Source organism: Nonomuraea sp. NPDC049695 (assembly GCF_040674955.1).
Classification (GTDB): Bacteria; Actinomycetota; Actinomycetes; order Streptosporangiales; family Streptosporangiaceae; genus Nonomuraea; species Nonomuraea helvata.
Genome location: NZ_JBFANV010000075.1, coordinates 1 through 25,093, shown reverse-complemented (window position 1 = coordinate 25,093; position 25,093 = coordinate 1). Strand labels below are relative to the sequence as shown.

The 25,093-nt window shown below is 69.6% G+C and carries 19 protein-coding genes and 1 pseudogene; 12 read left to right on the top strand and 8 right to left on the bottom strand.

Annotated elements, in window-relative coordinates:
• Positions 1–51: 51 nt before the first annotated feature.
• The 6 genes from AB0J64_RS42715 to AB0J64_RS42690 all read left to right on the top strand — a co-directional run bounded on the left by AB0J64_RS42715 (position 52) and on the right by AB0J64_RS42690 (position 7,733).
• Entirely contained in the window at positions 52–1,515 is a 1,464-nt protein-coding gene (locus tag AB0J64_RS42715) for a hypothetical protein (RefSeq protein ID WP_364041087.1), read from the top strand.
• The gene (locus AB0J64_RS42710) at positions 1,515–3,185 is read left to right on the top strand and encodes a serine/threonine-protein kinase (protein WP_364041085.1); all 1,671 of its coding nucleotides are present in this window, start codon (positions 1,515–1,517) and stop codon (positions 3,183–3,185) included. Before AB0J64_RS42715 ends, AB0J64_RS42710 begins: the two co-directional genes overlap by 1 nt.
• 69 nt (positions 3,186–3,254) lie before the next feature.
• Positions 3,255–3,911 carry a response regulator transcription factor gene (locus AB0J64_RS42705; protein ID WP_364041083.1) on the top strand — a complete coding sequence of 219 codons (657 nt, stop codon included), beginning with the start codon at positions 3,255–3,257 and terminating at the stop codon, positions 3,909–3,911.
• A 77-nt stretch (positions 3,912–3,988) separates the two neighbouring features.
• On the top strand, positions 3,989–6,052 hold the full coding sequence (locus AB0J64_RS42700) for a DUF6421 family protein (RefSeq protein ID WP_364041081.1): 2,064 nt from the start codon (positions 3,989–3,991) through the stop codon (positions 6,050–6,052).
• Positions 6,049–6,678, top strand: a complete 630-nt coding sequence (locus tag AB0J64_RS42695; protein WP_364041078.1) for an SDR family NAD(P)-dependent oxidoreductase — start codon at positions 6,049–6,051, stop codon at positions 6,676–6,678. Before AB0J64_RS42700 ends, AB0J64_RS42695 begins: the two co-directional genes overlap by 4 nt.
• Positions 6,675–7,733, top strand: a complete 1,059-nt coding sequence (locus AB0J64_RS42690) for a low specificity L-threonine aldolase (RefSeq protein ID WP_364041075.1) — start codon at positions 6,675–6,677, stop codon at positions 7,731–7,733. Before AB0J64_RS42695 ends, AB0J64_RS42690 begins: the two co-directional genes overlap by 4 nt.
• A gap of 3 nt (positions 7,734–7,736) precedes the next feature.
• Here the strand turns inward: AB0J64_RS42690 and AB0J64_RS42685 are convergent, their stop codons facing one another.
• Both AB0J64_RS42685 and AB0J64_RS42680 read right to left on the bottom strand, forming a co-directional pair.
• The gene (locus tag AB0J64_RS42685; protein WP_364041072.1) at positions 7,737–9,149 is read right to left on the bottom strand and encodes an NAD(P)/FAD-dependent oxidoreductase; all 1,413 of its coding nucleotides are present in this window, start codon (positions 9,147–9,149) and stop codon (positions 7,737–7,739) included.
• Positions 9,150–9,156: 7 nt separating this feature from the next.
• Positions 9,157–9,792 (bottom strand): DUF305 domain-containing protein, encoded by a 636-nt coding sequence (locus tag AB0J64_RS42680; RefSeq protein ID WP_364041069.1) that lies wholly within the window; start codon positions 9,790–9,792, stop codon positions 9,157–9,159.
• A 120-nt stretch (positions 9,793–9,912) separates the two neighbouring features.
• Here AB0J64_RS42680 and AB0J64_RS42675 point away from each other — a divergent pair, with 120 nt between their 5' ends.
• Positions 9,913–10,629 carry a DUF3105 domain-containing protein gene (locus tag AB0J64_RS42675; RefSeq protein WP_364041066.1) on the top strand — a complete coding sequence of 239 codons (717 nt, stop codon included), beginning with the start codon at positions 9,913–9,915 and terminating at the stop codon, positions 10,627–10,629.
• 33 nt (positions 10,630–10,662) lie between these two features.
• On the opposite strand, the gene ald is transcribed toward AB0J64_RS42675, so the two are convergent.
• Entirely contained in the window at positions 10,663–11,781 is a 1,119-nt protein-coding gene (gene ald / locus AB0J64_RS42670; protein ID WP_364041063.1) for an alanine dehydrogenase, read from the bottom strand.
• A 148-nt stretch (positions 11,782–11,929) separates the two neighbouring features.
• On the opposite strand from ald, the gene AB0J64_RS42665 reads away from it, so the two are divergent.
• Positions 11,930–12,880 (top strand): excalibur calcium-binding domain-containing protein, encoded by a 951-nt coding sequence (locus AB0J64_RS42665; protein WP_364041060.1) that lies wholly within the window; start codon positions 11,930–11,932, stop codon positions 12,878–12,880.
• Here the strand turns inward: AB0J64_RS42665 and AB0J64_RS42660 are convergent.
• From AB0J64_RS42660 to AB0J64_RS42650, 3 genes are all read right to left on the bottom strand, one after another.
• Positions 12,877–14,262 carry an NCS2 family permease gene (locus tag AB0J64_RS42660; protein ID WP_364041057.1) on the bottom strand — a complete coding sequence of 462 codons (1,386 nt, stop codon included), beginning with the start codon at positions 14,260–14,262 and terminating at the stop codon, positions 12,877–12,879. The genes AB0J64_RS42665 and AB0J64_RS42660 overlap by 4 nt on opposite strands.
• 62 nt (positions 14,263–14,324) lie before the next feature.
• A complete protein-coding gene (locus AB0J64_RS42655) occupies positions 14,325–14,558 on the bottom strand; it encodes an EF-hand domain-containing protein (protein ID WP_364041054.1) in 234 nt (77 codons plus the stop codon).
• Complete coding sequence (locus tag AB0J64_RS42650; RefSeq protein WP_364041051.1) at positions 14,542–16,740, bottom strand: molybdopterin cofactor-binding domain-containing protein; 2,199 nt, start codon at positions 16,738–16,740, stop codon at positions 14,542–14,544. The genes AB0J64_RS42655 and AB0J64_RS42650 overlap by 17 nt, the downstream gene beginning before the upstream one ends.
• Positions 16,741–16,835: 95 nt before the next feature.
• Here AB0J64_RS42650 and AB0J64_RS42645 point away from each other — a divergent pair, with 95 nt between their 5' ends.
• Complete coding sequence (locus AB0J64_RS42645) at positions 16,836–18,329, top strand: helix-turn-helix domain-containing protein (RefSeq protein WP_364041048.1); 1,494 nt, start codon at positions 16,836–16,838, stop codon at positions 18,327–18,329.
• Between the two features lie 60 nt (positions 18,330–18,389).
• Entirely contained in the window at positions 18,390–19,337 is a 948-nt protein-coding gene (locus AB0J64_RS42640) for a hypothetical protein (protein ID WP_364041045.1), read from the top strand.
• A gap of 66 nt (positions 19,338–19,403) precedes the next feature.
• Here AB0J64_RS42640 and AB0J64_RS42635 read toward each other — a convergent pair whose 3' ends face one another.
• Complete coding sequence (locus AB0J64_RS42635; protein ID WP_364041042.1) at positions 19,404–20,633, bottom strand: MFS transporter; 1,230 nt, start codon at positions 20,631–20,633, stop codon at positions 19,404–19,406.
• 33 nt (positions 20,634–20,666) lie between these two features.
• On the bottom strand, positions 20,667–23,510 hold the full coding sequence (locus tag AB0J64_RS42630) for a BTAD domain-containing putative transcriptional regulator (protein ID WP_364041039.1): 2,844 nt from the start codon (positions 23,508–23,510) through the stop codon (positions 20,667–20,669).
• Positions 23,511–23,658: 148 nt separating this feature from the next.
• Here AB0J64_RS42630 and AB0J64_RS42625 point away from each other — a divergent pair, with 148 nt between their 5' ends.
• Together AB0J64_RS42625 and AB0J64_RS42620 are read left to right on the top strand one after the other, a co-directional pair.
• Entirely contained in the window at positions 23,659–24,003 is a 345-nt protein-coding gene (locus AB0J64_RS42625; RefSeq protein WP_364041036.1) for a helix-turn-helix domain-containing protein, read from the top strand.
• A 580-nt stretch (positions 24,004–24,583) separates the two neighbouring features.
• Positions 24,584–25,093, top strand: a pseudogene (locus AB0J64_RS42620) (hypothetical protein); the annotation flags it as partial.

Genomic DNA, 25,093 nt, shown 5'->3' with positions numbered 1-25,093 from the left:
TTACGGCACCTGATTGGGACCCTGGATTCAGGGCCTGCGTTTGGAGCGGAGATGGCGCGCCTCACAGCTCTTGCCGGTGGTGTCGCGGCGGCACTGGTGCTGATCGCGATGCCGGTCGCGGCTCACGAGCACCCCAGCGGGATCACCGACCTGGTGACCCCCGCCGTGGTGCGGCTCGAAGCCGTGTCCCACGTGGAGATCACCCTGCTCGACCACATCGGCGAGCTGAGACATGTGGAGCGGTCCTACGACATCCCGTTCGGCGCGGGCACGGGGACCGTCATCAGCCCCGACGGCACGATCGCCACGCTCAGACGCCTGGCGGTGAATCCCAACGACGCCGCCGTCTACGCGGCGAACAAGGTCTTCGCCGAGCATCACAAGGTGAAGATCCCCGCCGACTACAACAAGCACAAGCTCTCCGACGACCTGCTCAACCACCACCTGCAGGAGTGCTACCCGCCGAAGACCGACACGGCGACCTGCATCGTCAACGTGACCACCGAGATCACGGCCTTCCCCAACGTGTCGCCGCCCAGCCAGAACGGCTTCAAGGTCAAGTGCATCAAGGCCGGCCCGACGCCTGACAGCCCCGCCGTGCTGGTGCCCGTCACCCCCGCGGCCGGAGGCGTCGGCATGCCCACCGCGCCGCTCGCCGACAAGGTGCCCGAGCAGGAGGGCGCGCCCACGAACGTGGCGGGCTTCGTCGGCAGGCCGGGCCCGAACGTCCAGGCCACGGTCGAGATCGCCCACCTGGGCAAGGGCGGCGTGGCAGGGGAGAAGGGCAGGTCGTTCGCCGATCCGGAGAAGAAGGTGGACGAGCCGGTCAAGCTCGGCGCCCTCGCCGACAAGGGCCTGATCGGCGCGCCGGTGATCGGCGACAAGGACGGCCACGTCATCGGCCTTCTGGTGGGCGGCGGCAAAGAGGGCAGGATGATCGGCATCAGGGAGGTCACCGGCATCCTGGCCGCGGCCAAGGTGGAGCCGCGCAGGGGCGCGATCGACACCGCGTTCGAGGCGGCCCTGACCCGCTACCACACCAAGTACTACACGGAGGCCGCGCCCGGCTTCCAGCGCGTGCTGGAGCTCTATCCGGGCAACGCGGTGGCCGCCCAGCTGCTGAAGACCACGCTGGCCAAGCGGGGCGGGCCCGAGGACAAGGGCACGCAGCAGGCGGCGGCCACGCCCGCCAGGTCCACGCCGCTGTGGCCGTTCATCCTGGCGGCCGGGATACTTTTCATGGCCGCCGGGGGCGGAGCGTATCTGCTGTGGCGCCGCCGCACTCCTGAAAGACCGGAAGGCCTGCCAGAGCCGCTGGCGGCCGGCCCGCCGATCGACGACCGCGCCGATCAGACCGTGGTCGTACGGCGTTCGCAGTCGTTCCAAGTGGTCCCGCAGCAACAGCAGGTGATGACCGCGCCGGATTCGGCGATCAAGTACTGCACGTCGTGCGGTATGCGACTCGGGCCCGCGCACCGCTTCTGCGGTTACTGCGGCCACCCCATCGAGACGTGATGCCATTGAATGAGAGATCGCTCATCGGCCAGGAGGTGGCCGGGTACTACATCGAGGACATCGTCGGCAAAGGCGGCATGGCCGTCGTCTACCTCGCGCTCGACCCCAGGTTGAGCCGCCGGGTGGCGCTGAAGATCCTCAACCCGGTGCTCAGCGTCGACGACCGGTTCAGGCAGCGGTTCATCCTGGAGTCCAGGACGGTCGCCAGCATCGAGCACCCCAACATCATCCCCATCTACGAGGCCAACGCCGACGCCGACGGCGTGCTCTACATCGCCATGCGCTACGTCGACGGCCTCGACCTGCGCCGCCTCATCTACGACCGCGGCGCGCTGCCGATCGGCCAGGCGTACCAGATCTTCGCCCAGGTCGCCGCCGCGCTCGACGCCGCGCACGCGCACGACCTGATCCACCGCGACGTCAAGCCGGCCAACATCCTGCTGGCCGGCGACCACGTCTACCTCACCGACTTCGGCATCACCAAGCACCGTTCGTCGATCTCCGGGCTCACCCAGACCGACCAGTTCATCGGCACGCCCCGCTACATGGCCCCCGAGCAGATCAACAAGGAGCACATCGACGGCCGCTGCGACCAGTACGCACTGGCCTGCGTGGTCTACGAGGCGCTGTCGGGACGCCTGCCGTTCCAGCGCGAGAACGACATCGCGCTGCTCTGGGCCCACCTGGCCGAGCAGCCGACGCCGCTGTCGCAACTGCGGCCCGAGCTGCCGGCGCAGATCGACGCCGTGATGATGCGGGCGCTGGCCAAGTCGCCCGAACAGCGCTACGCCACCTGCACCGAGTTCGTGACCGCGCTGCGTGACGCGATCAGCGGCGGCCAGCCCGACGCGCTCGGGGGCGCCCACTTCGTGCCACGCCAGGGCCTGCCCTCCGGGCCCTATCCCGTGCTCGGATCGGGACCGTCCACGGGACCGGGCACCGGCCCCCGCACCGGCCCTCCCACCGGCCCGTCGCCGCTGGCGGCGCCGACGTCCGGGCCGCACGTGGCGCTGGGGGCGGCGTCCAGGCTCGCGCCTCCCACACAGCCGAACGTGGCGAAGAGGCGCCCCGGCCGCATTCCGATCGTGGCCACCACGCTGGTCGCCGCCGTCGCGGCGCTCGCGCTGGTCGTCATGATCATCATGAACCACCGCAGCGACACCTGGTCCCGTTACAAGACCAGCGCCGCCGCGCCGCTCACGTTCGAGTATCCGGGCGACTGGACCGTACGCACCCACCAGGACCTGTTCGCGGTGGCCTCGCCGCACGCCCAGGAGTTCGAGTCGCTGTTCGTGGCCGGCCCCGGCGCCGACTGGACGGCGGTCTCCCAGATCGTCGAGGACGACCCCGACAGCGCCTCGGGCGTGTACGTCCAGGTCTCCGACACCCTCGACGCCAACGGCACCTCCGACCAGATGAAGGCCAAGATGGAGGCCCTGCTGCCCGGCCAGGTCGACGTCGGCAAGCCCGTGCAGGACCAGGCGGGCACCAGCCCCGCCACCCGCTTCGACGGCGCCCTGCACGACCCCGGCAGCGGCACCAGGCTGGGCTTCGTGAGCTACGTGATCGACCGGCAGCCCAAGACCATGCTCGTGATGTACTTCTGCGCCAAGACCACCTGCGACGACGCCACCCAGGCCCGCATCAGGCAGAGCGTCCACGTGTCCTGACTTGTGACTCACTTGCGTGCGGCTTGGCACGGGTGTCCAAGGCGGGCGTCCGGCGTCTACCCTCCGCGTGTGGTCATTCGTATTGTCATCGCCGACGATCAGGCGATGGTCAGGGCCGGGCTGCGCATGGTCGTCGACAGCGACCCCGGCATGGAAGTGGTCGGTGAGGCCTCCGACGGCCGCGAGGCCGTCGAGGTGGCCCGGCGCACGCGCCCGGACATCGTCCTCATGGACATCTCGATGCCGAGGCTCGACGGCCTGGCGGCGGCCAGAGAGCTGCTGGACACCCCGTCGCCGCCCAAGGTCATCACGCTGACCACGTTCGACACCGACGAGAACCTCTACAACGCCCTGCGCGCGGGCACCAGCGGGTTCCTGCTGAAGGTGTCGCCGCCGGAGCAGCTCCTGGAGGCGATCAAGGTCGTGCACGCCGGTGACGCGCTGCTCGACCCGGCGGTGACGAGCCGGGTGATCGCCACGTTCGCGGGCCGGGCCGAGCCGACGCCCTCGCCCCGGCTGGCCGAGCTGACGCCGCGCGAGCTGGAGGTGCTGCGGCTGCTGGCCCGCGGCCTCACCAACGCGGAGATCGCCAGGGAGCTGTACGTGGGCGAGGCCACGGTCAAGACGCACGTGGCGCGGGTGCTGATGAAGCTCTCCCTGCGTGACCGGGCGCAGGCCGTGGTCTTCGCGTACGAGACGGGGGTCGTCCGGCCGGGCACCACCTGAGTGAGTGAGGGATTGCGGGGCACTCACGGTCTATGTGTATATTTTTCTGCGTAAGGCGGTAGATACAGGAGATTTTCATGCAAGCGTTCCCTCGGGTGCTGTTCGACGAGGCCCACAGCGAGTCGTGGACCGTTCGCCGTGAGGTGGCGGAGGCCATCAACCCCGCCCATCCCGACGACAACAGCTACGCGCGCGCGGCCGGGCTGCTCCGGCACCTGGGGCACGTGGTCGCCGCCCGCACGTCGGGCGAGCTGACGTCCGAGGTCCTGGCGGAGCAGGACGTCCTGGTGATCGCGCACCCGTCGGGGGAGCGCTGGGAGCGCACCACCGGCCAGGGCAGCCCCGTCTTCACCGCCGCCGAGCTGGACGCGATCCAGTCCTTCGTGGCCCGGGGTGGCGGCCTGGTGGTGCTGGCCGAGGAGGAGCAGGACAAGTACGGCAACAACCTGCGTGAGCTGCTCGCCCGCTTCGGGGTGGGCGTGGAGCACGCGACCGTGCGCGACCCGAAGCACGCGCACCGGGGCGTGGCCACCTGGGTGCTCGCCGAGCCCGCCACCACCTCAGGTCTGCTCGCCGGGGTCCGCTCGGCCTGCTTCTACCGCACCGGCGTCCTCACCGTCACGGGCGACGCGGAGGTGCTGTTCGCCTCCTCGTCGGCCGCCGACCCGGCGGGCGCGCCGCTGGCCGTCGCCGTCCGGTACGGGCTGGGGCGCGTGGTCGCGTTCGCCGACTCCGACCTGTTCGGTGACGACTCCATCGAGGACTACGACCACCGCCGCCTCTGGGGCAACGTGGTCACCTGGGCCGCCCGCGTCCCGGACGCCGGCGGCGCCTCGGATGGCCGCGACGAGGCCAAGGCGGCCCTGTTCGCCCGGCTCAAGGCGGCCGTCGAGGGGCTGCGGCCGCTCCAGGTCAAGGACGGCTCCGTGCCGGAGGAGAAGGAGCGGGCCAAGGCGCTGGTGGCCGAGATCGGGGCGGCGGTGGGCGAAATATCGCCATATTTCCCCCATGACGCCGCGTACCTCCGGGCCGTCCAGGACGACCTGGCGAAGTGGGCCGCGCAGGACCTCGGCGTGCCCGACTTCCTCGACTCGCTCGACCTCTTCCACCCCGACACCCAGCGCGAGGACGGCCTGGAGCACGTCGTGGTGTTCCCCATGTACACCCAGAACGGCAACCCCAACCGCAACCTCGAAGCCGTCTGGATCCGTACGATCTGGCCGGACTGGCTGGCCGAGCTCGAGGCGGGCGGCTACGACAACCCGCTGTTCGTGCCGATCGCGTTCGAGGACTTCACCTCGGGCTACGACACCCACTCCGCCGTGCTGTTCCCCGAGACGGTCGCGGTGCGGCAGGCCCCGGCCCGCTTCACCTGGGGCGGGATCTTCGCCGACCGCGAGGCCGCCAGGTTCCGGCGGGTGTCGCAGGCGGCCGCCGACACGCTCAAGCTGGACCTGCCGCCGGACGCCGCCAGGCTGCTGGCCTCGCAGCGGCTCGCGCAGGACACGTTCGTGCTGTGGGACCTGGTCCACGACCGCACCCACAGCCACGGCGACCTGCCGTTCGACCCGTTCATGATCAAGCAGCGGATGCCGTACTGGCTGTACTCGCTGGAGGAGCTGCGCTGCGACCTGACCGCGTTCGGCGAGGCGGTCAAGCTGGAGGAGCGCGGAGTGCCGCACGCGCGGTACGTGCAGAAGGCGATCCTGTTCGACCGGCTGTTCCGGTTCCCGATCACCGGGGAGCGGGTGCGGAACTACGACGGGCTCGGCGGGCAGCTGCTCTTCGCCTACCTGCACCGCAACGACATCGTGCGGTGGACGGACAACCGGCTCACGATCGACTGGGAGCGGGTCGCGGACGGCGTCGCCGATCTGCGCGGTGAGGTCGAGAAGCTGTACCGCGACAGCATCGACCGGTCCAAGCTGGCGCACTGGCTGGCGGCGTACGAGCTGGTGAGCTCGTACGTGGCGCCGCACCCCGGCTCGACCTGGGCCAAGGGGGTCGAGGCGCTGCCGGAGGAGCAGAAGGCCAAGGTGGACGCGGTGCTGCCGGACGAGTTCCCGCTGAGCATGTTCTACGAGGCGCTGCGCCGTAAGCTGACGGATGTGGTCGAATCGACTAAGGGACTGCGCGCATGATCATTCTGGTTACCGGCGCCGGTGGGCCGACCGGTGAGGCCGTTTGCGAATATTTCCGGAAAAACGGTGACACCGTGATCGGGGTCGACAAGGACGACGTCGACCTGCTCGACCGCACCGCCGTACAGGGCCTGGCGGACTGGATCGAGCGCGATCACGACCGCGTGGACGGGGTGGTCCACCTCGTCGGCGGGTGGCGCGGGTCCGGCTCGTTCGCCGAGACCAGCCTCGACGACTGGGACGCCCTGCACGACCTGCTGATCCGCACGCTCCAGCACGTGTCGCTGGCCTTCGAGCCGCTGCTGCGGCAGAGCGACAACGGCCGCTTCGTGATCGTCTCGGCCAAGGCGGCCGAGCGGCCCTCCGCCGGCGGCGCCGTCTACGCGGCGGCCAAGGCGGCGGCGGAGGCGTGGACGCTCTCGCTGGCCGACGCCCTGTCCGGCACCGGCAGCGCGGCGGTCATCCTGGTCGTCAAGGCCCTGGTGAACGACGCCATGCGGGCCGCCAAGCCGGAGGGGAAGTTCCCCGGCTTCACCGACGTACACGACCTCGCGGCGGCGATCGGCGGCCTCTACGACCGCCCCGCCGCCGAGATCAACGGCACCCGATTGGACCTGACTGCGTGACTGCCCGGCATGACCCCCGGCTCAAGGCGTTCGCCAGCGACAACTACGCCGGGGTGCACCCCGAGATCCTCCAGGCGATCGCCGCCGCCAACGGCGGCCATCAGATCGCCTACGGCGAGGACGTCTACACCGAGGCGATGCGAGACGTCTTCAAGAAGCACTTCGGCGAGCAGGCGGAGGCCTGGCCGGTCTTCAACGGCACGGCCGCGAACGTCGTGTCGCTCCGCTCGATGACCTCCCACTGGGAGGCGGTCATCTGTGCGGAGAGCGCCCACATCAACACCGACGAGGGCGGCGCGCCCGAGGTGGCGGGCGGCATCAAGCTGCTCACCGTGCCGACGCCCGACGGCAAGCTCACTCCGGAGCTGATCGACCGGCAGGCGTGGGGCTTCGGCGACGTGCACCGGGCGCAGCCGCGCGTGGTGTCCGTCTCCAACACCACCGAGCTGGGCACCCTCTACACCGCCGACGAGCTCGCCGCGATCTGCTCGCACGCCCACGACCTGGGGCTCCTCGTCCACCTCGACGGCTCCCGCCTCACCAACGCCGCCGCCGCCCTGGACGTGCCGCTCCGTGCCCTCACCACGGATGTGGGGGTGGACGTGCTCTCGTTCGGCGGCACCAAGATCGGGCTGCTGTACGGCGAGGCGGTCGTCGTCCTCAACCCCTCGGCGGCCAACGGGGTCGACTACATCCGCAAGACGTTCATGCAGCTGTCGTCGAAGATGCGGTTCGTGTCGGCGCAGTTCGAGGCGCTGCTGTCGGGGGACCTGTGGCTGCGCAACGCGCGGCGGGCCAACGCCATGGGGCGGCGGCTGGCCGACGCGGTGAGCGGCATCCCCGGGGTCTCGCTGTCCCGGCCGGTGCAGGCGAACGCCGTCTTCGCCGTGCTGCCCCGGGATGTGACCGAGCGGCTGGCGAAGCGGTTCCGTTTCTACACATGGAACGAGGCCACGGGGGAGGTGCGGTGGATGTGCGCGTTCGACACGACGGAGGCGGACGTGGACGCGTTCGCCGCGGCCCTCGCCGAGGAGATGCGCTCCACCCGCCCCTGAGCGTCAGCGCTTGGGGGACGAGGCGCGGAGGGCGAGGCGGGCCGCCTGCCAGCCGCCCATCCCGTGCACCGAGGGGCCAGGGGGAGTGGAGGCCGAGCAGAGGAACACTCCTGGCAGCGGGGTGCGCCAAGGGGCAGGTGACCAGACGGGGCGGCGGAGGAACTGGACGAGGCTGGTCAGGCCCCCGGTGATGTCGCCGCCGACGAGGTTGGGATTGGCGGCCTCCAGCTCGGCGGGGCCCATCGCGTGCCGGGCCAGCACCCGGTCGCGGAAGCCCGGCGCGTACCGTTCGATCTGGGTCTCGATGGCGTCCGTCATGTCCACGGTCGAGCCGTTGGGCACATGGCAGTAGGCCCACAGCGTGTGCCCGCCCCGCGTCGGATCCGCCGCGTACGGCTGGGCCGCCAGCACGTACGGCCTGGGCGAGTGCCGGCCCGCGGCCATCTCCGCCTCGCTCAGCGCGATCTCCTCCAGCGTCCCGCCGAGGTGCACCGTGCCCGCGTCCGCCACCGCGGGATCCCGCCACGGCACCGGCCCGTCCAGGGCCCAGTCCATCTTGAAGACGCCGGGGCCGTACCTGAAGCGCGACAGCCGCCTGCGGTAGCCCGACGGAAGGTCCGCCATCGTGAGGAGCTGCCGGGGCGAGACGTCCAGCACCACCGTCGGCGCGGACAGCTCGGCGAGGCGGCGCACGCGGTGGCCGGTGACCGCCTCCCCGCCCAGCGACCTGAGCTCGGCCACCAGCGCGTCGGCCAGCACCTGCGACCCGCCCCGCACCAGCGGCCAGCCCACCAGGTGGGCCAGGGTCGCCAGCATCAGCCCGTACCCGGCCGTGATCGGCGCGCGCAGGTCGCGTACCGAGTGCGCGGCCATGCCCGCGATCAGCGCCCGCCCCTCCACGGTCCTGAACGCGCGCCGGGCGAACGTCGTGGCGGGCAGCGCCGCCGCCGGCCCGAACCTGGCCGCCTCCATGAGCGTCCGCGGCCCGACCGCCCACGGCCCCAGCGGCTTGAGCAGCAGCTCCACCAGCGGGAACCCCGCCCGGGCCGCGGCGCCGACGGTCGCCAGCCAGGCCCGCGCGTCCCGCCCGAGCCCCTCGGCGGTACGCCGGGCGTCGCGGTGCACGAGCACGGCGGGGCGGTCGTCGAGGGGATGGGCCACGGCCACCGGGGGATGCGCGAACTCCACGCCCTTGAGCTCCAGAGACCGGAGCGCGGGTGACGCCAGCGCCATCGCCATCACGGTCGCGCACACGTCGTGCACCCGCCCGGGCAACGTCAGCTCCGCGGAGCGCAGCCCGCCGCCGAACCGGTCGGCCGCCTCCAGCAGCAGCACCCTGCGCCCGGCGCGAGCGAGCGTGACGGCGGCGACGAGCCCGTTGGGCCCGGACCCCACCACGATCGCGTCCGCGTCCATCGTCCCTCTATTGGGGCTTGAGTATCGACGGGTACGGCTGCGCGCCGCGCAGCTTGAGCAGCTCCGTCATGAACTTGATCTCCCCGCTCTGCCCCTGGACGATCTTCTGCGCCATGCTGACCACCTCGGGACGGGTGGAGAGCTTGAGCAGCCCCTCGGCCATCTGCACGCCGCCCTCGTGGTGGCGGATCATCAGCTGCAGGAAGAGCACCTCGGCCTGCGTGCCCTGCGCCTGCTTGAGCTGGGCCAGCTGCTGCGCAGTGGCCATGCCGGGCATGACGCCTGGCGTGGCGGTGGCGGTGCCGCCATGACCGTGGCCGCTCATCCAGGCCATCGGCTTCTGGTCGGTGGCCTGGCTCAGCCCCCACTGCTGCAACCAGCCCATGAACATGCCGCGCTGGTTGGACTGGGTGTTGATGATGTCGAAGGCCAGGCTGCTGATCTCCCTGGCCGGGCCCTTGTCCCTGATGACGAACGCCATGTCGACGGCCTGCGCGTGATGCGTGGCCATGTCGCGGGCGAATCCGGCCTCGGGCGAGGTGTCGCCGGGAGTGCCGTCGCGGCCGAACAACAGGAAGGCGGCCACGGCGAGGACGAGCACGCCGCAGACGATCAGGATGGGTTTACTCGCGGGTTTTTCCATGGCTCGTCCAGCGTACCCATAGGGGGAAGGCGCCGTGATCGGACGCTTATAACGCTCTTATTCTCCGCATACCCCGGAAGGCAATAGGGTGACCGGAGTTGGTACGCCGATGGAGGAACGATGACGAAGGAGAAAGCGCAGGCGAGGCGCGAGCATCTGGCAAAGATGCGGGCCGAGCAGAAGCGCAAACAACGCCGCGCCGCGCTGCTCATGTGGGGCACAGGTGGGCTGATCATCGTGCTGCTCGTCGGCGTCGTGGGCTTCTACCTGATCAAGCAGGCCCGCGAGACCTCGCTGGACGCCGTGGCGAACTACAAGTACGAGGCCGGGCAGCACGTGTGGACCGCGGTCACGTACAAGGAGACGCCGCCGGTCGGTGGTCAGCACAACAACTACTGGCAGCAGTGCGCGGTCTACGACAAGCCCATCCACAACGAGCACGCGGTGCACTCGCTCGAGCACGGCGCGGCGTGGATCACCTACCGGCCCGACCTGCCCAAGGCGCAGGTCGACAAGCTGAAGGACGTGGCCACGTCCACGGGGCAGCAGGACTACATGCTGGTCAGCCCGTATCCCGGTCTCCCGTCGCCGGTGGTCGTGTCGACGTGGGGGCACCAGCTCAAGCTGACCGACCCGGCCGACCCCAAGCTGCCCGCGTTCATCAAGAAGTTCCAGAACGGGCCTGACACGCCGGAGCAGGGTGCCACGTGCGGTGGCGAGGGCGCCATCACCACGACGGCCGACCAGGCGCCGCTGCCGCCGGAGCCCAAGGGCAACCAGCAGGCGCCGATGGAGACCCTCAAGCCGTCCGCGTCGCCCAGCCAGTCGCAGAAGTAACCCCCGGGGGTCCTGATGAGGGGCCGGGGCGGGTCAGGAGGAGAGGACGCGGTCCGGCGGTGTCCACTCCAGACCATGCGCCTCGGCCACCGGGCGGCTGGTCAGGCGGCCCTCGTGGGTGTTGAGGCCGAGCGCGAGCGCCGCGTCCTCGCGCAGGGCCCGCTGCCAGCCGAGGTCGGCGATGGCCAGCGCGTACGGGAGCGTCACGTTCGTCAGGGCGAACGTCGAGGTGTGCGGCACCGCCCCGGGCATGTTGGCCACGCAGTAGAAGATCGAGTCGTGCACCTGGTACGTCGGCTCGGCGTGCGTGGTCGGCCGGGAGTCCTCGAAGCAGCCGCCCTGGTCGATCGAGATGTCCACCAGCACCGAGCCCGGCTTCATCCGGCTCACCAGTTCGTTGCTCACCAGCTCGGGCGCCTTGGCGCCGGGCACCAGGACCGCGCCGATGACCAGGTCGGCCTCCAGCACCGCGCGTTCGATCTCCAGCGTGTTGGAGGCGACGGTCTGGCAGTGGCCCTGGTAGATCATGTCGGCCTGGCGCAGCTTGTCGATGTTGTTGTCGAGCAGCAGCACCTCGGCCTGCATGCCGAGGGCGATGGCGGCGGCGTTCATGCCCGACACGCCTGCCCCGATGACCACGACGTTCGCCGCGCGCACGCCGGACACGCCGCCCATGAGCACGCCCCTGCCGCCCTGCGAGCGCATCAGGTGGTACGCGCCCACCTGCGGCGCCAGCCGCCCCGCCACCTCGGACATGGGCGCGAGCAGCGGCAGCGTCCGGTTCGGCGTCTGGACGGTCTCGTAGGCGATCGCGGTGCAGCCCGAGTCGAGCAGCGCCTGCGTGCACGACCTGGAGGCGGCCAGATGCAGGTACGTGAACAGCACCTGCCCCTTGCGCATCCGGTGGTACTCCTCCGGCACCGGCTCCTTCACCTTCATGACCAGGTCGCTGACCCCCCAGACCTCGTCGGCGTCCGGGACCATGACGGCCCCCACCGCGGCGAAGTCGGCATCGGGGATCGAGGAGCCGAGACCCGCGCCCTGCTCCACGAAAACCTGGTGGCCGTGGCGTACGAACTCGTGCGCTCCGGCCGGGGTGAGCGCCACCCGATATTCGCTGTTCTTGAGCTCTTGCGGAACACCGACCTTCATGAGCGAACTCTTCTCGGTGAGGTGTTTGTACACCTCTATTCTTCCTCCCTCCCACGGATAGGTGAGGATTATTCAGCTGATTACCCCGGTGCCGCCGGACCTCGATAGGCTCACCGGCAGTCCGAACGTCAGGATGGGATCGTCATCGATGGACAAGCCGGAAGAGCCGCCGACCGCGGACCCGGGGGAGCCGAGGGCCAGCAGAATCACCACCATCGTGTTGATCGTCTCGCTCGTTCTCGTCGTGCTGGTCGCAGGCGTGCTGGGCACGATAGCCGTCCTGATGACCAGAAATCCCGACATGCCTCTCTTAGGCGGCGTGCCGGCGCAGCAACTCGCCGTGCCCATCCACTTCGCCCCCGTCCGGCAGGCCAAGGCCGCGCCGTGCCCCGGCGAGCAGGCCGTGCTCGACGAGAAGCAGACCACCTGCTACCTCCTGGAGGACGGCGTCACGGTGGACCAGGTGCAGTCCGTCCAGCCCGTGCGCGAGAAGGACGGCCAGTACTCCGTGCGCATCGCGATCGCTCCTAAGTTCAAGGAGCGCCTCGTGCAGCTCATCGACGAGCTGGTGCCCGATCAGCGGCAGGTCGCCATCGTGCTGGCGCCCGTGCAGCCGGACGCGCCCAAGGTCGTGCTGGCCGCGCCGATCGTCACCCAGTACATGGACGGCGACAGCATGAGCATCGCGGGGTTCGAGAAGGAGGAGGCCGACGCCCTGGTGGCCCGCCTGCTGGGCACCTCGCCCGGCCAGGACACCGCCCCGACGAACCCGGCGCCGACCGGCCCCGCCTCCACGGGAGGGCCCTCCCAGCCGTCCGGCACCACCCCGCCGCAGACCGGCAACCAGCAGAACACCAACCCCGGCACCACGAACCCCGGCACCACGAACCCCGGGGCGACCAACCCCGTCGGCTCCAACCCCACCGCGACGAACCCGGCCGCGGGCACCAGGCGCACCCCCGACAAGCGGTACGCGAGCTGCAAGGAGGCCGTGGCCGCCGGGGACGGCCCCTACACCAAGGGCACGCACGAGGAGTACTCCTGGTACGTGGACCTCGACCACAACGGCGTGGCCTGCAACAGCGGCGACCTCCGCTAACGGCGGCCGAACAGCTCCTCCAGCCAGTCGATCGCGAAGTAGGCCACGAAGATCAGCGAGACGATCCAGAGCAGCCACGGGATCTCGGAGAAGCGTCCCCTGGCCGCCTTGACGAGGGTGTAGGCGATCACGCCCGCGCCCACCCCGTTCGTGATCGAGTACGTGAACGGCATCAGCGCGATCGTCAGGAACGCCGGCACGGCCATGTCCAGGTCGTCCCAGGGCACGTTCTTGCTCTGCATCATCATCAGCGCGCCGACCAGCACCAGCGCGGGCGCCGCGGCGGCGGAGGTCACCACCGCGGCCAGCGGCGTGAACAGCAGCGTCAGACCCAGCAGCGCCCCGGTCACCACGCTGGCCAGGCCGGTCCGCGCGCCCTCGCCGACGCCGGCGGCCGACTCGACGAAGACGGTGTTCGCCGAGGAGCTCAACGAGCCGCCCACCATGCCTCCCACGCCGTCCACGGTCAGGATCCGGCCCAGCCGGGGCACCTGCCCCTGCTCGTCCACCAGGCCGGCCTCGTCGCTCACGCCGATGATCGTGCCCATCGCGTCGAAGAACCCCGACAGCACCAGCGTGAACAGCACCACGGCCGCCGTCAGCGCCCCAGCCCTGCCGAAGCCGCCGAACAGGTCGAACGCGCCGGCCAGCCCGAAGTCCGGCGCCGAGATCAGCCGCTCCGGCACGCGCGGCGTGACCACGCCCCATGACCCGCGCGGGACCCTGGCCAGCGAGTTGACCAGGATCGCCAGGGCGGCCGTCACGATGATGCTGATCAGGATCGCGGCCGGGGTCCTGCGCACGTACAGGGCGATCATCAGGAGCAGGCCGAAGGAGAACACCGTGACCGGCCAGCCCACGAGGTGGCCCGTGGCGCCGAGCTGCACGGGCGTGCCCGTGCCCCGCGCCACGAACCCGGCGTCCACCAGGCCGATCAGCGCGATGAACAGCCCGATCCCCACGCTGATCGCGTGTTTGAGCGCCAGCGGGATCGCGTTCATGATGAGCGTGCGCAGCCCGGTCACGGCCAGCACGATGATGACGAGGCCCTCCAGCACCACCAGGCCCATGGCCTGCGCCCAGGTCATGTGGGGCGCGGCCTGGTAGGCGACGACCGCGTTGAGCCCGAGCCCGGCGGCCAGGCCGAAGGGGGCGTTGCCGATGAAGGCCATCAGCAGGGTCGAGACGGCCGCGGCCAGCGCGGTGGAGGTGGTGAGCTGGGCGATGGAGAGCCGGGCGCCCGTGACGTCCGTCGCGCCGGCCAGGATGATCGGGTTGAGCAGGATGATGTACGCCATGGCCACGAACGTGGTCAGCCCGCCACGCACCTCGCGACCGACGGTGGTCCCCCGCCCGGTGAGCTCGAAGAATCGATCGAGCACCCGCCGTCCCCCTTCACGATGATCAGGGGGAATGCTGGCTAGTTACCCGGCAGGGGACGAGATCACGCCTGCTCGTGGCGCCCGTGGCCCACCAGGCCGACGAACTCCTCGAGCCCGATCGTCCCGTCGCCGTCGCTGTCGGCGGACTTGATGAACGCCTCGATCTCGCTCTCGGAAGCGCCCAGCCCGCCCAGCGCCTCGTTGGCCTGGCGGATCTCGGCCGCGGTCAGCAGGCCGTCGCCGTCGGTGTCGAACCGCCTGAACTCGGCCTCGGCCGCTTCACGCGCGTTTGCCATCGGATACCCCCATGGTCGAGCCACTGTTGAACAACGCGATATCTTCCGGCCTGATCGGAACGCGAGTCAACCGCAGCCCCGTCGCCGCGCGTACGGCGGCGGCGATGGCGGGGGTGGAGGACAGGGTCGGGGGCTCGCCCGCGCCGCGCAGGCCGTACGGCGCCGCCGGGTCCGGATTTTCCAGGATTTTCAGCTGCATGGGCGGCATGTCGAGGATGGTGGGGATGAGGTAGTCGGTGAAGGACGGGTTCAGCACGCGGCCGTCGCGTACCTGGATCTCCTCCATGAGCGCCAGCCCGAGCCCCTGCGCGGAACCGCCGTGGATCTGACCCTCCAGGGCCTGCGGGTTCAGGATCCGGCCCACGTCCTGGACGGCCGTCAGCTCGACCACCTTGACCAGGCCCAGCTCCACGTCCACGTCCACGACGGCCCGGTGCACGCACAGGGCGAGCTGCGTGTGGGAGTCGCCCTGCCCGGTGCGCGGGTCCATCGGGTACGTGGGGCGGTGCCGGTACTCGCGCGTCTCCTCGATCGGCCCGAACTTCTCGAGGGCCTCCTCCGGCGACAGGCCGTTGAACCGTTGCCGTACGGCCTCGCAGGCGGCCTTCACCGCTCCGCCGGTCACGTACGACTGGCGCGAGGCCGACGAGGAGCCGGCCGAGCCGACCGAGGTGTCGGCGGTGGCCACGGTCACGTGCGCGATGCCGAGCTCGGTGCGGGCGATCTGGGCCTGGATCGTCACCAGGCCCTGCCCCACCTCGGCGGCCGCCGTGTGCACGGTGACGTGCGGCTCGCCGCCGATCAGCTCGGCGCGCACCCTGGCCGTGGAGTAGTCGTCGAAGCCCTCGGAGAAGCAGATGTTCTTGATGCCGACGCCGTAGCCCACGCCGCGCCGCACCGACTCGCCGTGCGTGGTCTGCGAGACGCCGCCGGGCATCGACCGCAGGTCCACCGGCGCTTCAAGGGGCAGTGGCATGACCTCGAGGTCGCGCAGCATCTCCGCGAGCGGGGCGGGGGAGTCGATCACCTGGCCGGTGATGAGGTGGGAGCCCTGGGAGACGGCGTTGCGCACCCGGATCTCGACCGGTGACAGGCCGCACGCCTCGGCCAGGCGGTCCATCTGCGACTCGTACGCGAAGCACGCCTGGACCGCGCCGAATCCGCGCATCGCGCCGCACGGCGGGTTGTTGGTGTAGACGCCGGTGGCGTCCACCCGCACGTTCTCGACCTCGTACGGGCCGACGCCGAGCGAGGCGGCGTTGCCGACCACGGCGGGGGAGGAGGAGCAGTACGCGCCGCCGTCCAGCAGGATGTCGGCCTTGACGTAGACCAGCCTGCCGTCCCTGGTCGCGCCGTGCTCATAGCGCATCCGGGCCGGGTGGCGGTGCACGTGGCCGAAGAACGACTCCTCCCGGCCGTACACGATCTTCACGGGCCGGTTCAGCCGCAGGGCCAGCATGCAGGCGTGCGCCTGCATCGACAGGTCCTCGCGGGCGCCGAACGCGCCGCCGACGCCCGACAGCGTCAGCCGCACCTTCTCCGCGGGCAGGCCGAGACAGGGGGCGAGCTGGTCGCGGTCCACGTGCAGCCACTGGGTGGCGATGTAGAGGTCCACGCCGCCGTCCTCGGCCGGAACCGCCAGTCCGGACTCGGGGCCGAGGAACGCCTGGTCCTGCATGCCGACCTCGTACTCGCCGGTGACGACGACCTCCGCCTCGAACGTGTCGCCCCTGCGCACCGGCTGGTAGCGCACGATCTCCCTGGAGTCGCGGGGGTCGGTGACGGCCTCGCGGACCTCGTACTCGACCACGATGGCCTCGGCCGCCCTGCGGGCCGTCTCCGGGTGGTCCGCGGCCACCAGCGCGACGGGCTCGCCCTGGTAGCGGACCTGGTCGATGGCGAGCACCGGCTGGTCCTTGTGCTCCAGCCCGTAGAACTTCGCGCCCGGCACGTCCTCATGCGTCAGCACGGTCAGCACGCCGGGGATCATCAGCGCGGGACCCACGTCGATCGAGCGGATCCACGCCGACGGATGCGGGCTGCGCAGCGTCGCGCCCCACACCATGCCCTCCAGCCACAGGTCGGACGCGTAGGCGAACTCGCCGGTCACCTTCAGCGTCGCGTCGGGCCGCCGCGCGCTCTCGCCGACGCCGCTCCGGGTCGTGTACGCGGTCTCGGTCATCTTCCGAGTAGAGCACCGCCGCCCCGCTGCCTCCTATGCGCGTCGCGTGAAATCCCGGTCAGCGGTTGACCTCACGGCCTTGTATATTCCTCCAAGTGCGCATCTCTGACCTGCTGGCCATCGAGGACCTGCGCCTGACCCTGCTCGCCGGCGACCCCGCTCGCGAGTTCCACACCGTGCACATCACGGACCTGCCCGAGCCCGGCCGCTACCTGGCCGGCGGCGAGCTGGTGCTGTCCGGGCTGATGTGGTGGCACGCGCCCGAGGACTCCGCCCGGTTCGTGTCGGCGCTGGTCGAGGCGGGGGTCGCCGCGCTCGGCGCCGGGCAGGCGTGGCTCGGCCACATCCCGGCCGACCTGGTGGCGGCGTGCGAGGCCGCCGGGCTGCCGCTGGTGGAGGTGCCGACGGAGGTGTCGTTCCGCACGCTGGCGGAGCTGGTCGTGCCGCGGCTGTCCGGCGACGTGCGCGACGCGCTCGGCCGTCACCGCAGGCTCGTCGCGGCCATCGCCGAGGGCGCCGACCTGGGCGAGCTGTTCGAGCTGACCGCCACCGAGCTGGGCGTCACGGGCGCCGTCGTGTCCGCCTCGGGCGAGGTGATCGTGGGCGCGGCCGGGGATCCGGTACGGCTGGCGCAGGCGTACCTCACGGCGCCGCGGCTGCCCGTGCACGTCGGCGACCACACGATCTTCGCGGTCGGACGCGGCCACCGGGCCGCCGGCTGGGCGCTGGCCTGCGACGGCGACCTGATGGGCCGGGCCGACCTGGGCTACGAGCTGGCGGCCTGCGTCGGCCTCGAACGCAGTCGCATGGAGGAGGGCCGCAGGGTCGAGCGCCGCCTGGCCGAGCAGCTCATCGTGGCCGCGCTGGCCGAGTCGGACGTGGCCGAGCTCAATGCCAGGCTGCGTACGTGCGGGATCGACGCGGCGGAGCCGTACGCGATCGTGAACGCCACGGCGCCGCGCCGCGGCGCCACCCGCGGCCCCGATCCCGCCACACTCGGGGGCCACATCGTGGAGGAGCTGCTGGGCCGCGAGGTCGTGGCGGCGGCGGGCGCGGACGGCGCGGTCGCTTTGGTGCCGCTGCGCGAGCGCACCACCGCCGAGCTGGCCGAGCGGCTGCGCGCCGGCGCCGAGGTGCTGGCCGCCCTGCCCGACACCCGCCTGTGCGTGGGGTTGAGCGGCGCTCTGACCGGGGCCGCCGCGATCAAGGGCGGCGTCGAGGAGGCCGGGCACGCCAGGCGCCTGGCCGAGGCCCGCACCGGTGGCGTGGTGACCAGCGACGAGATCTACACGCACGCGCTGCTGCTGGCCACGGTGCCGGGTGACGTGCGCCGCTCTTTCACGGCCCGGCTGCTGTCACCGCTGCTGGACTATGACCGCAGGCACCAGTCGGAGCTGGTGCGCACGCTCGGCATCTTCCTCGACTGCGCCGGGTCCTGGAACGCTTGCGCGGAGCGGCTGCACCTACACGTGAACACCGTGCGCTACCGCATCCGCAGGATCGAGGAGCTGACCGGCAGAAACCTGTCCACCATGGCGGACCGCGTGGACTTCTTCCTGGCTCTCCGGGACACGGGCCTGCCGCGGTAATCGCACTACAGTTCGGCGAAAAGACATGCGGATGCGTGATCGACTGATAACGTTCCGTGCATGCCCTCCCCCCGGCACGACGCCCTCCTTCGACTTATCCGCGACCATCTCGACCTGCCAATACGGCTGCTGCGAGAGGTCGGTGGGATCACATTGCCGACCGGTGCCCCGTTGTGGGTGGGGCCGGGAGACCTGCGGGACCGCATCTCCAGGGAGATGCATGCCGACACCGTCGTGTTCGCCGGCCCGCCCCAGGACCGATGGTTCTCCACCATCGTCGAGGTCGAGACCGAGATGTCCGAGCAGAAACTGCGGCAGACCGTCGAGGCAGCCGAAATGCTCCGGCTGGAGACCCGCAAACCGGTCTACGTCATCTTCATCACGCCCGATCCCTGCGCGGCCCGTTTCAACCAGTCTGTGGAGATCCACAGCGGTTGCCTGACCATCATCATGCGGCCGGTGATCGTCGGGCCCGACCGCATCCCCGTCCTGACCGACCCGGAGCAGATGGCCGCGGACCTGCTGACGGCGGCGCTGTCGGTGATGGCGCACGGCCACCTGCCGAAAGTCGCCGAGGCATTCGTCAAGCTTCTCGACGGCTTGCCAGACGATGACGCCGCGTCTCTGTTTGGTTACACTATCGACATGGCCCCGCCGCAGGCGCGCCAGCTTCTGGAGGAGACAGTGACGATCTACATCCCCGAGCACAGCCCCTGGGCTCAGAACCTGTACCGCAAGGGTGAGGAAGCAGGCCGAGAAGAAGGCTGGGAGAAAGGCTGGAAAGAGGGCCAGAAAGAGGGCGATGCACGAGGCCGCGCCATGGAAAAGGCGGCCTCCGTCTTCACCGTCCTGCGCTTCCGCGGCATCGCCATTCCCCCCGACCGGCATACGCAGATCGCCACCTGCACCGACCTTGACCTCCTGGAGGTCTGGCTGCGGCGCGCTCTCGAAGCCACGCACATCGACGACCTCTTTGACGACGGTCCGGAGCCGGAACCCCGGTCCTAGGTAGGTGGTGTTACTTGGTCATCCCGGCCCGGTCCTTACGAGGCGATGATCGCCGGTTCGGGCGTATCACTTGGTCGGCACGGGCTGAGTGCTGGGCATGGTCCTGATCTGTGCGGAGAGGAAGAGCGCACCGATGAGCAGGAGCTGACCGAGACCTGAGGCCAGGGCGACGGTCCCGGCGCCCTGCGAGGCGGCGAGCCAGCCCACGAGGCCCAGGCCGAGCGAGCGCAGGCCCATGGAGCCCGCCCATTCGTACGAGCTCACCCGCGACAGCATGGTGGCGTCGACGCCGGTCTGAAGCGAGGTGTCCCACAGCGTGTTGAAGACCATGAGACCGATTCCGGAGACCACCGCGGACGCGGCGACGACCGCGGTGGACGGGAAAGCGCCGAGCGCGAGAACGGGCAGCGGGAACAGGACCAGACACAGAACCGCCGTACGCAGTGGGAATCGCGGCCGCCACACCATCGAGACAAGCCCGCCGACCACCGAGCCGCCGCCGAAGGCGCTCAGAATGATTCCCCAGGCGACCGAACCGCCGAGAGCGTCGTGGGAGATGATCGGCCCGAGGATGTTGAACGCCGCCTGCAGCATGTTGACGACCGAGAGAACGCACACGATCGACCAGACCCACGAAACAGCCCAGAAGCCCTTCCATCCGGCTGCGACGTCGCTCCAGACGTTCTCGACCCGGAAATGGGACCTCATCGCGGGAAGCCGGATCCGCCACAGGAACAGGGCACTCACCAGAAACGTCACGGCGTCCGCGGCGATGGCCCATCCCGGGCCGGTGACCAGGACAAACAGACCGCCGAGCACCGGTCCGGCGATCTTCGCCGTGGACTTCAGCAGGCTGAGCAGGGCGTTCGCCTCCTGGAGCCGCTGCGGTTCGACTGTGTCGCGGACCATTCCCGCGATGGCGGGGGCGAACGCCGCCGAGGCCAGGCCGTGGACGGCCTGGAGGAGGACGAGCTGCCAGATCTCGGCGACTCCTCCGACGAGCAGGAACGACATGACGGCCTGGCTCGCGAAACGTACGAGGTCCGAGGTCATCATGACGGCGTTCCGCGGCAGCAGGTCGCCGAGCACTCCGCCGATCAGCATGAATACGATCATCGGCACGGTCCGTGCGGCCAGCACAAGGCCGAGGGCGGCGGGGGAGTCCGACAGGGCGAGCACCGCGAAGGCTAGCGCGGTGACGACGATCTCATCCCCCACGATCGAGGCGCTCTGAGCGGCGAAGAACCGGCGGAAATTCGGCACCCGGAGAACCGCAAGCCTGTTCTTCAGGATCATCTTTCGCGGCATTGCGGACGAGCGGGCGGGTTCTCAAACGGAGATCGACCGTTGGCCCGGCCCGATGGCCTCCCGCTCTTCGATCGCGAGGGCGAGCCAGTACGTGGTGCCTATCCGATCAGCGAGCGCGACGGCTTCGGCGATACGTCGCTTCGCCTGGTCCGTCTGGCCGAGGAGACGGTGGGCTCGTGCCAGAAAGACGAGGCAGCCCACCTCCGCGATCTTCGTCTTGCTGGCGCGCGCCGCTCCTAAGGACTCTCTGAGCGAGGAGAGACCGGCATCGAGTTCACCGAGCTCAAGCATGACCTTGCCCAGCCTGTATCCGAACGTCGCCTCATGCATGGTGTCGCCCGCCCGCCGAGCCATCGCTGCCCCCGCTTCCAGCGCGATCACGGCGTCCTTCAGCTGTCCGAGGCCCTCGTACGCCAGCCCGAGCATCAGATGAGCGTATCGCTCTCCCACATCTGACGATATTCGGCGAGCGATAGCACGTTGGGCGAGCGCGTGGTTCAGCGCGTCGTGGAATTTCTCCAGCTTCACGTACAGGCCGGCCAGGTTGCCATGGGCCCGTTGCTCGTTGAACTGGTCGTTCAACCGTTGTGCCATGAGCAGGTGCTGCCCCTGGTGATCGAGGGCGGCGGCGTCGCCCTTGTAATACAGGCCTATGGAAATGTGGGCATGTGCTTCCATCGTGATGACGTCATCCTTGAGGCGCTCTCCGGTGCAGAGCAACCGATCGCCTAGAGAGATCAGATCGGCTACCCGATATGCCTTCTGCTGGTACCACCAGAGGGCCAATCCGATCGCCGCTCCCAAGCGAGCGACGTCGTCGTCCGGATCCGCCATCGCCTGGAAAGCTGCGGCGAGCAGAGTGGGTTCTTCGGTCCCGAGCCAGGCGTATGCCTCTTCCGCGCTTTCGAACCGGCGGCCCGGGGCCTCGATTCTCGGGTGCGCGGAGTGCACGCGGTGGGGGTCGCTGATCTTCACGGCGGATCGCGTGGACGCGGCATAGTACGTGAGTGCGCCGATGAGTGGCGCGATCCTGTCGTCTGCCGCGGTCAGTTCGCCGGCGAAGAGCCGGACGAGATCGTGGAGGTGGTAGCGTCCCTGCTGGCCGCCTTCGAGGAGATGGGCATCGCGCAACCGTTCCAGGGCGCGTTCGGCTTCGAGCGGCGAAGAGCCGGAGAGCGCGGCGGCCGCTTCCGCTGTGATGTCCGGCACGTGAAGAAGCCCCAGAAAAGCCAGCATTCGCGCCGCCATGCAGTCGAGCACGCGTGTGCTGCGGTTGAGCGCGTTCCAGCTCGCCGCCAGGCTGGAACGGACGGCGAATTCGCCTGCCTCCAGCTCCTGGAGCCGGTTCCGTTCGTCGGTGAGTCTCGTCGCCAGCGCGCCAACGGTCCAATCCGGGCGATCGGCTAATCGGGCGCCCGCTATCCGCAGGGCGAGTGGGAGACCGTCGCAGAGGCGGACCAGCCGGGTGGTCTGTTGGAAGTCGGCGGAGATGCGGCCGGCGCCGACGAGCTTGGCCAGCATGGTAGTGGCCTCCGCGTCCGACAAGGGGTCCAGGCGGACCTGGACGCAGTCGTCGCCGGCGACGAGGGACTCCCGGCTCGTCACCACGATCGCGGTCCCGAGAGGCATCGAGAGGAACGGCCTGACCTGGGCGAGATCGGCCGCGTTGTCGAGGAGGACGAGGAGACGTAAGTCCTGGACCTTGCTCCGCCACAGGGCGGCCGACTCGTCTTCGTCCGTGGGTATGGCGCTGTCCGGCGTGCCGATGCCCCGGAGCAGCCGGCTGAAGATTTCATGGGACGACAGCCGGGGGACGTTCGGTGTGCCGCCGCGGAGGTTGACGTACATCTGCCCGCTGGGAAAGCAGTGCCGCACCATGTGGGCGACGTGGAGGGCCAGTGCCGACTTGCCGACGCCGGGCGGACCGGAGATCGCGGCGAACGGATGCGGAGGATCGCCGCCCCAAGGATCCAGCAAGGATCTCAGGCGGATGACCTCCTTCGCCCGGCCGATGAATCCGGCCACGTCGCGGGGCAACTGTCTGGGTGTCGCATGGTCCTGAGTCGCCTGCCCGCCGTCTCCGGACAGGACGAGGTGATGTGCCTGGCGCAGGCCTTCGCCGGGCATCGCGCCCAGCTCCTCGGAGAGGGTGCGCCGGGCTTCCTCGAAGACTGTCAGCGCCTCGGCTTGGCGTCCGCACCTGTGCAGAGCCAGCATGAGCAGTTCGAGGGAGCGTTCCCGAAGAGGGTGGCGGCGCGTCAGGTTCTGGAGATCGGCGACCGTCTCCTGCGGGCGGCCGAGCCGCAGAAGCGCGTCGGCTCGTGCTTCCAGAGCGATCAGGTGGAGCTCTTCCAGACGAGCGCGTTCACCTTCTGCGAACGGGCCGGGCACGCCGCTCAGCGCAGGGCCGCCCCACAAACCGAGAGCCGTGTCGAGCACGCTCAACGCACGGTCAAGGTCATGGTCCTTCTCCGCCTGCCGTGCCGTGTCGAGAAGCTCGGCGAAAACGCAGGCGTCCACCTGGCTCGGATCGACGTGCAACACATATCCGCCGGCGGCGCCCACCACTACCGTCGAGGGCTCGCGACGTTTGCGGTCCGGCTCGCACGCGCGTCTCAATCCCGCGATGTAGGTGTAAACGCTCTGCTCGGCGCTGGGAGGGGGACAGTCTCCCCACAAGCCCTCGACCAGTTGGGCCATGGTGACCACTCGCCTGGAACGCGTCGCCAGCATCACCATGATCGCCTGTTGGCGCGGTGTCCCCAGATCGATCTCCTGATCATCGATCACGCCGATGACGGGGCCCAAAAGGCGTATCGCCGGGCCAGCCGTCATGCGCCCCCTGTTGATCGCGAACGAATTCACCTGTGTCAGCTTAATCAGAATGGCCGTGGCGTAAAGGCCCGAGCCGCGTTGTAGAAGGAATGTAGACGCGGCCGGTAAACGTGAAGCACCTCATGGGCGGAGCCCGGCACGGCTTCGTGTCCCGTGCTGCTGCTGGCCATGGTGCCGGATGACGTGCGCCGCTGCTGGACTACGACCGCAGGCACCAGTGGGAGCCGGTGCGCACGCTGGACTGCGCCGGGTCCTGGAACGCCTGCGCGAGCGGCTGCACATACACGTGAACACGGTGCGCTACCGCATCCGCAGAATCGAGGAGCCGGCCGGCAGAAATCTGGCCACGATGGCCGATCAGGTCGACTTTTTTCCTTGCACTCAGGGATGCCGCACCGTCCCGGTGACCGGGTCAGAGCCCGCATATGACAGCGGAATCGCGAGCCTCGCGCACCGCAGCCCATTCCTCCTCGAGCCGCCGCTCATCGAACTTGACCACCTCGCACAGTCCGTAGAGAAATGAAAGGTTCAGCGTTCGCAGCAGCCTTGCCAGGAGGTCCTCTTATCGGCGTCGGCTGCTCGGTGTTGCCTTTAGTCTTCTTTGGCAGGGCCGCAATGTAGAAAGAATCTAGAAGTGTCTGCCTATCCTTCCGCCTGGAGATCTCGAAGGGAGGAAGGAATCAGCGCGCCAGCTAAGCAGGCCCCGCCTCACGACCGAACGCATCAATGCATCGGACTGCGTACCACAGTGCACGTCCTGCGCGGCCGGCACGAGCACGACCAGGTCGTGCAGCGAGAAGCCCATACGCCCAAGTCGGATACGCGTGGCTCTGTGGTGCCGCAGGACGGGGAGGCAGACCACTCACCAATTTAGAAAAAGCCGATTGCCGGCCTTGGGCCTGTTTGAGCACATGTGTTGGCTCTCGCCGGCCAGACTTACGGCCATTCGTGTGTGGCTTGCGGCGGCCTTTTCTCGCCTTGCTTAGCGATTTGGTCAAGGTAGAAATTATTTGTCATTTCAAACACACAACCGATTGAAGGTGTTAGTGGACAAGTTAGTCAGCACGGCGAGGCGGGGCTTCCCGCCTCGCCGACACCTCGCGATGGCGACGGTGCTCACGGTGGCAGCATCGCTGCTGGTAGCAGGGGCAGCAGGCTCCGCTCATGCCGACCCGAAGCCGGCCGAGACCCCGGCCGCTCCTTCCGTAACCACCTTCCCGCGACCAGAAGACCCTGAGGCGCCATTACGGGCAGCGAGCGAGGAAGCCAAAAAGCAGAACAAGCCGGTGCCGGTCGAGGCGGCGTTCACCGAGACGTCGAGAGTCTGGGCGTATCCCGACGGGCATTTCACGACCCAGTCCTATGGCGGCCCTGCTCAGCTGAAGCAGGCCGACGGCTCCTGGGCATGGCTGGACCCCACGCTCGTCGAGCAGGACGGGGTTCTCAAGCCCAAGCTGGCCAAAGCGGACGTGCAGTTCTCACTCGGCGGCGACAAACCGTTCGTGTCCATGGAACGCGGCAAGGGGCAGAAGTTCGCCCTGTCCTGGCCCACTGAGCTACCGCGCCCGGAAGTCAGCGGCAACGTCGCCCGGTACGTCGACGCGGCGGGCAAG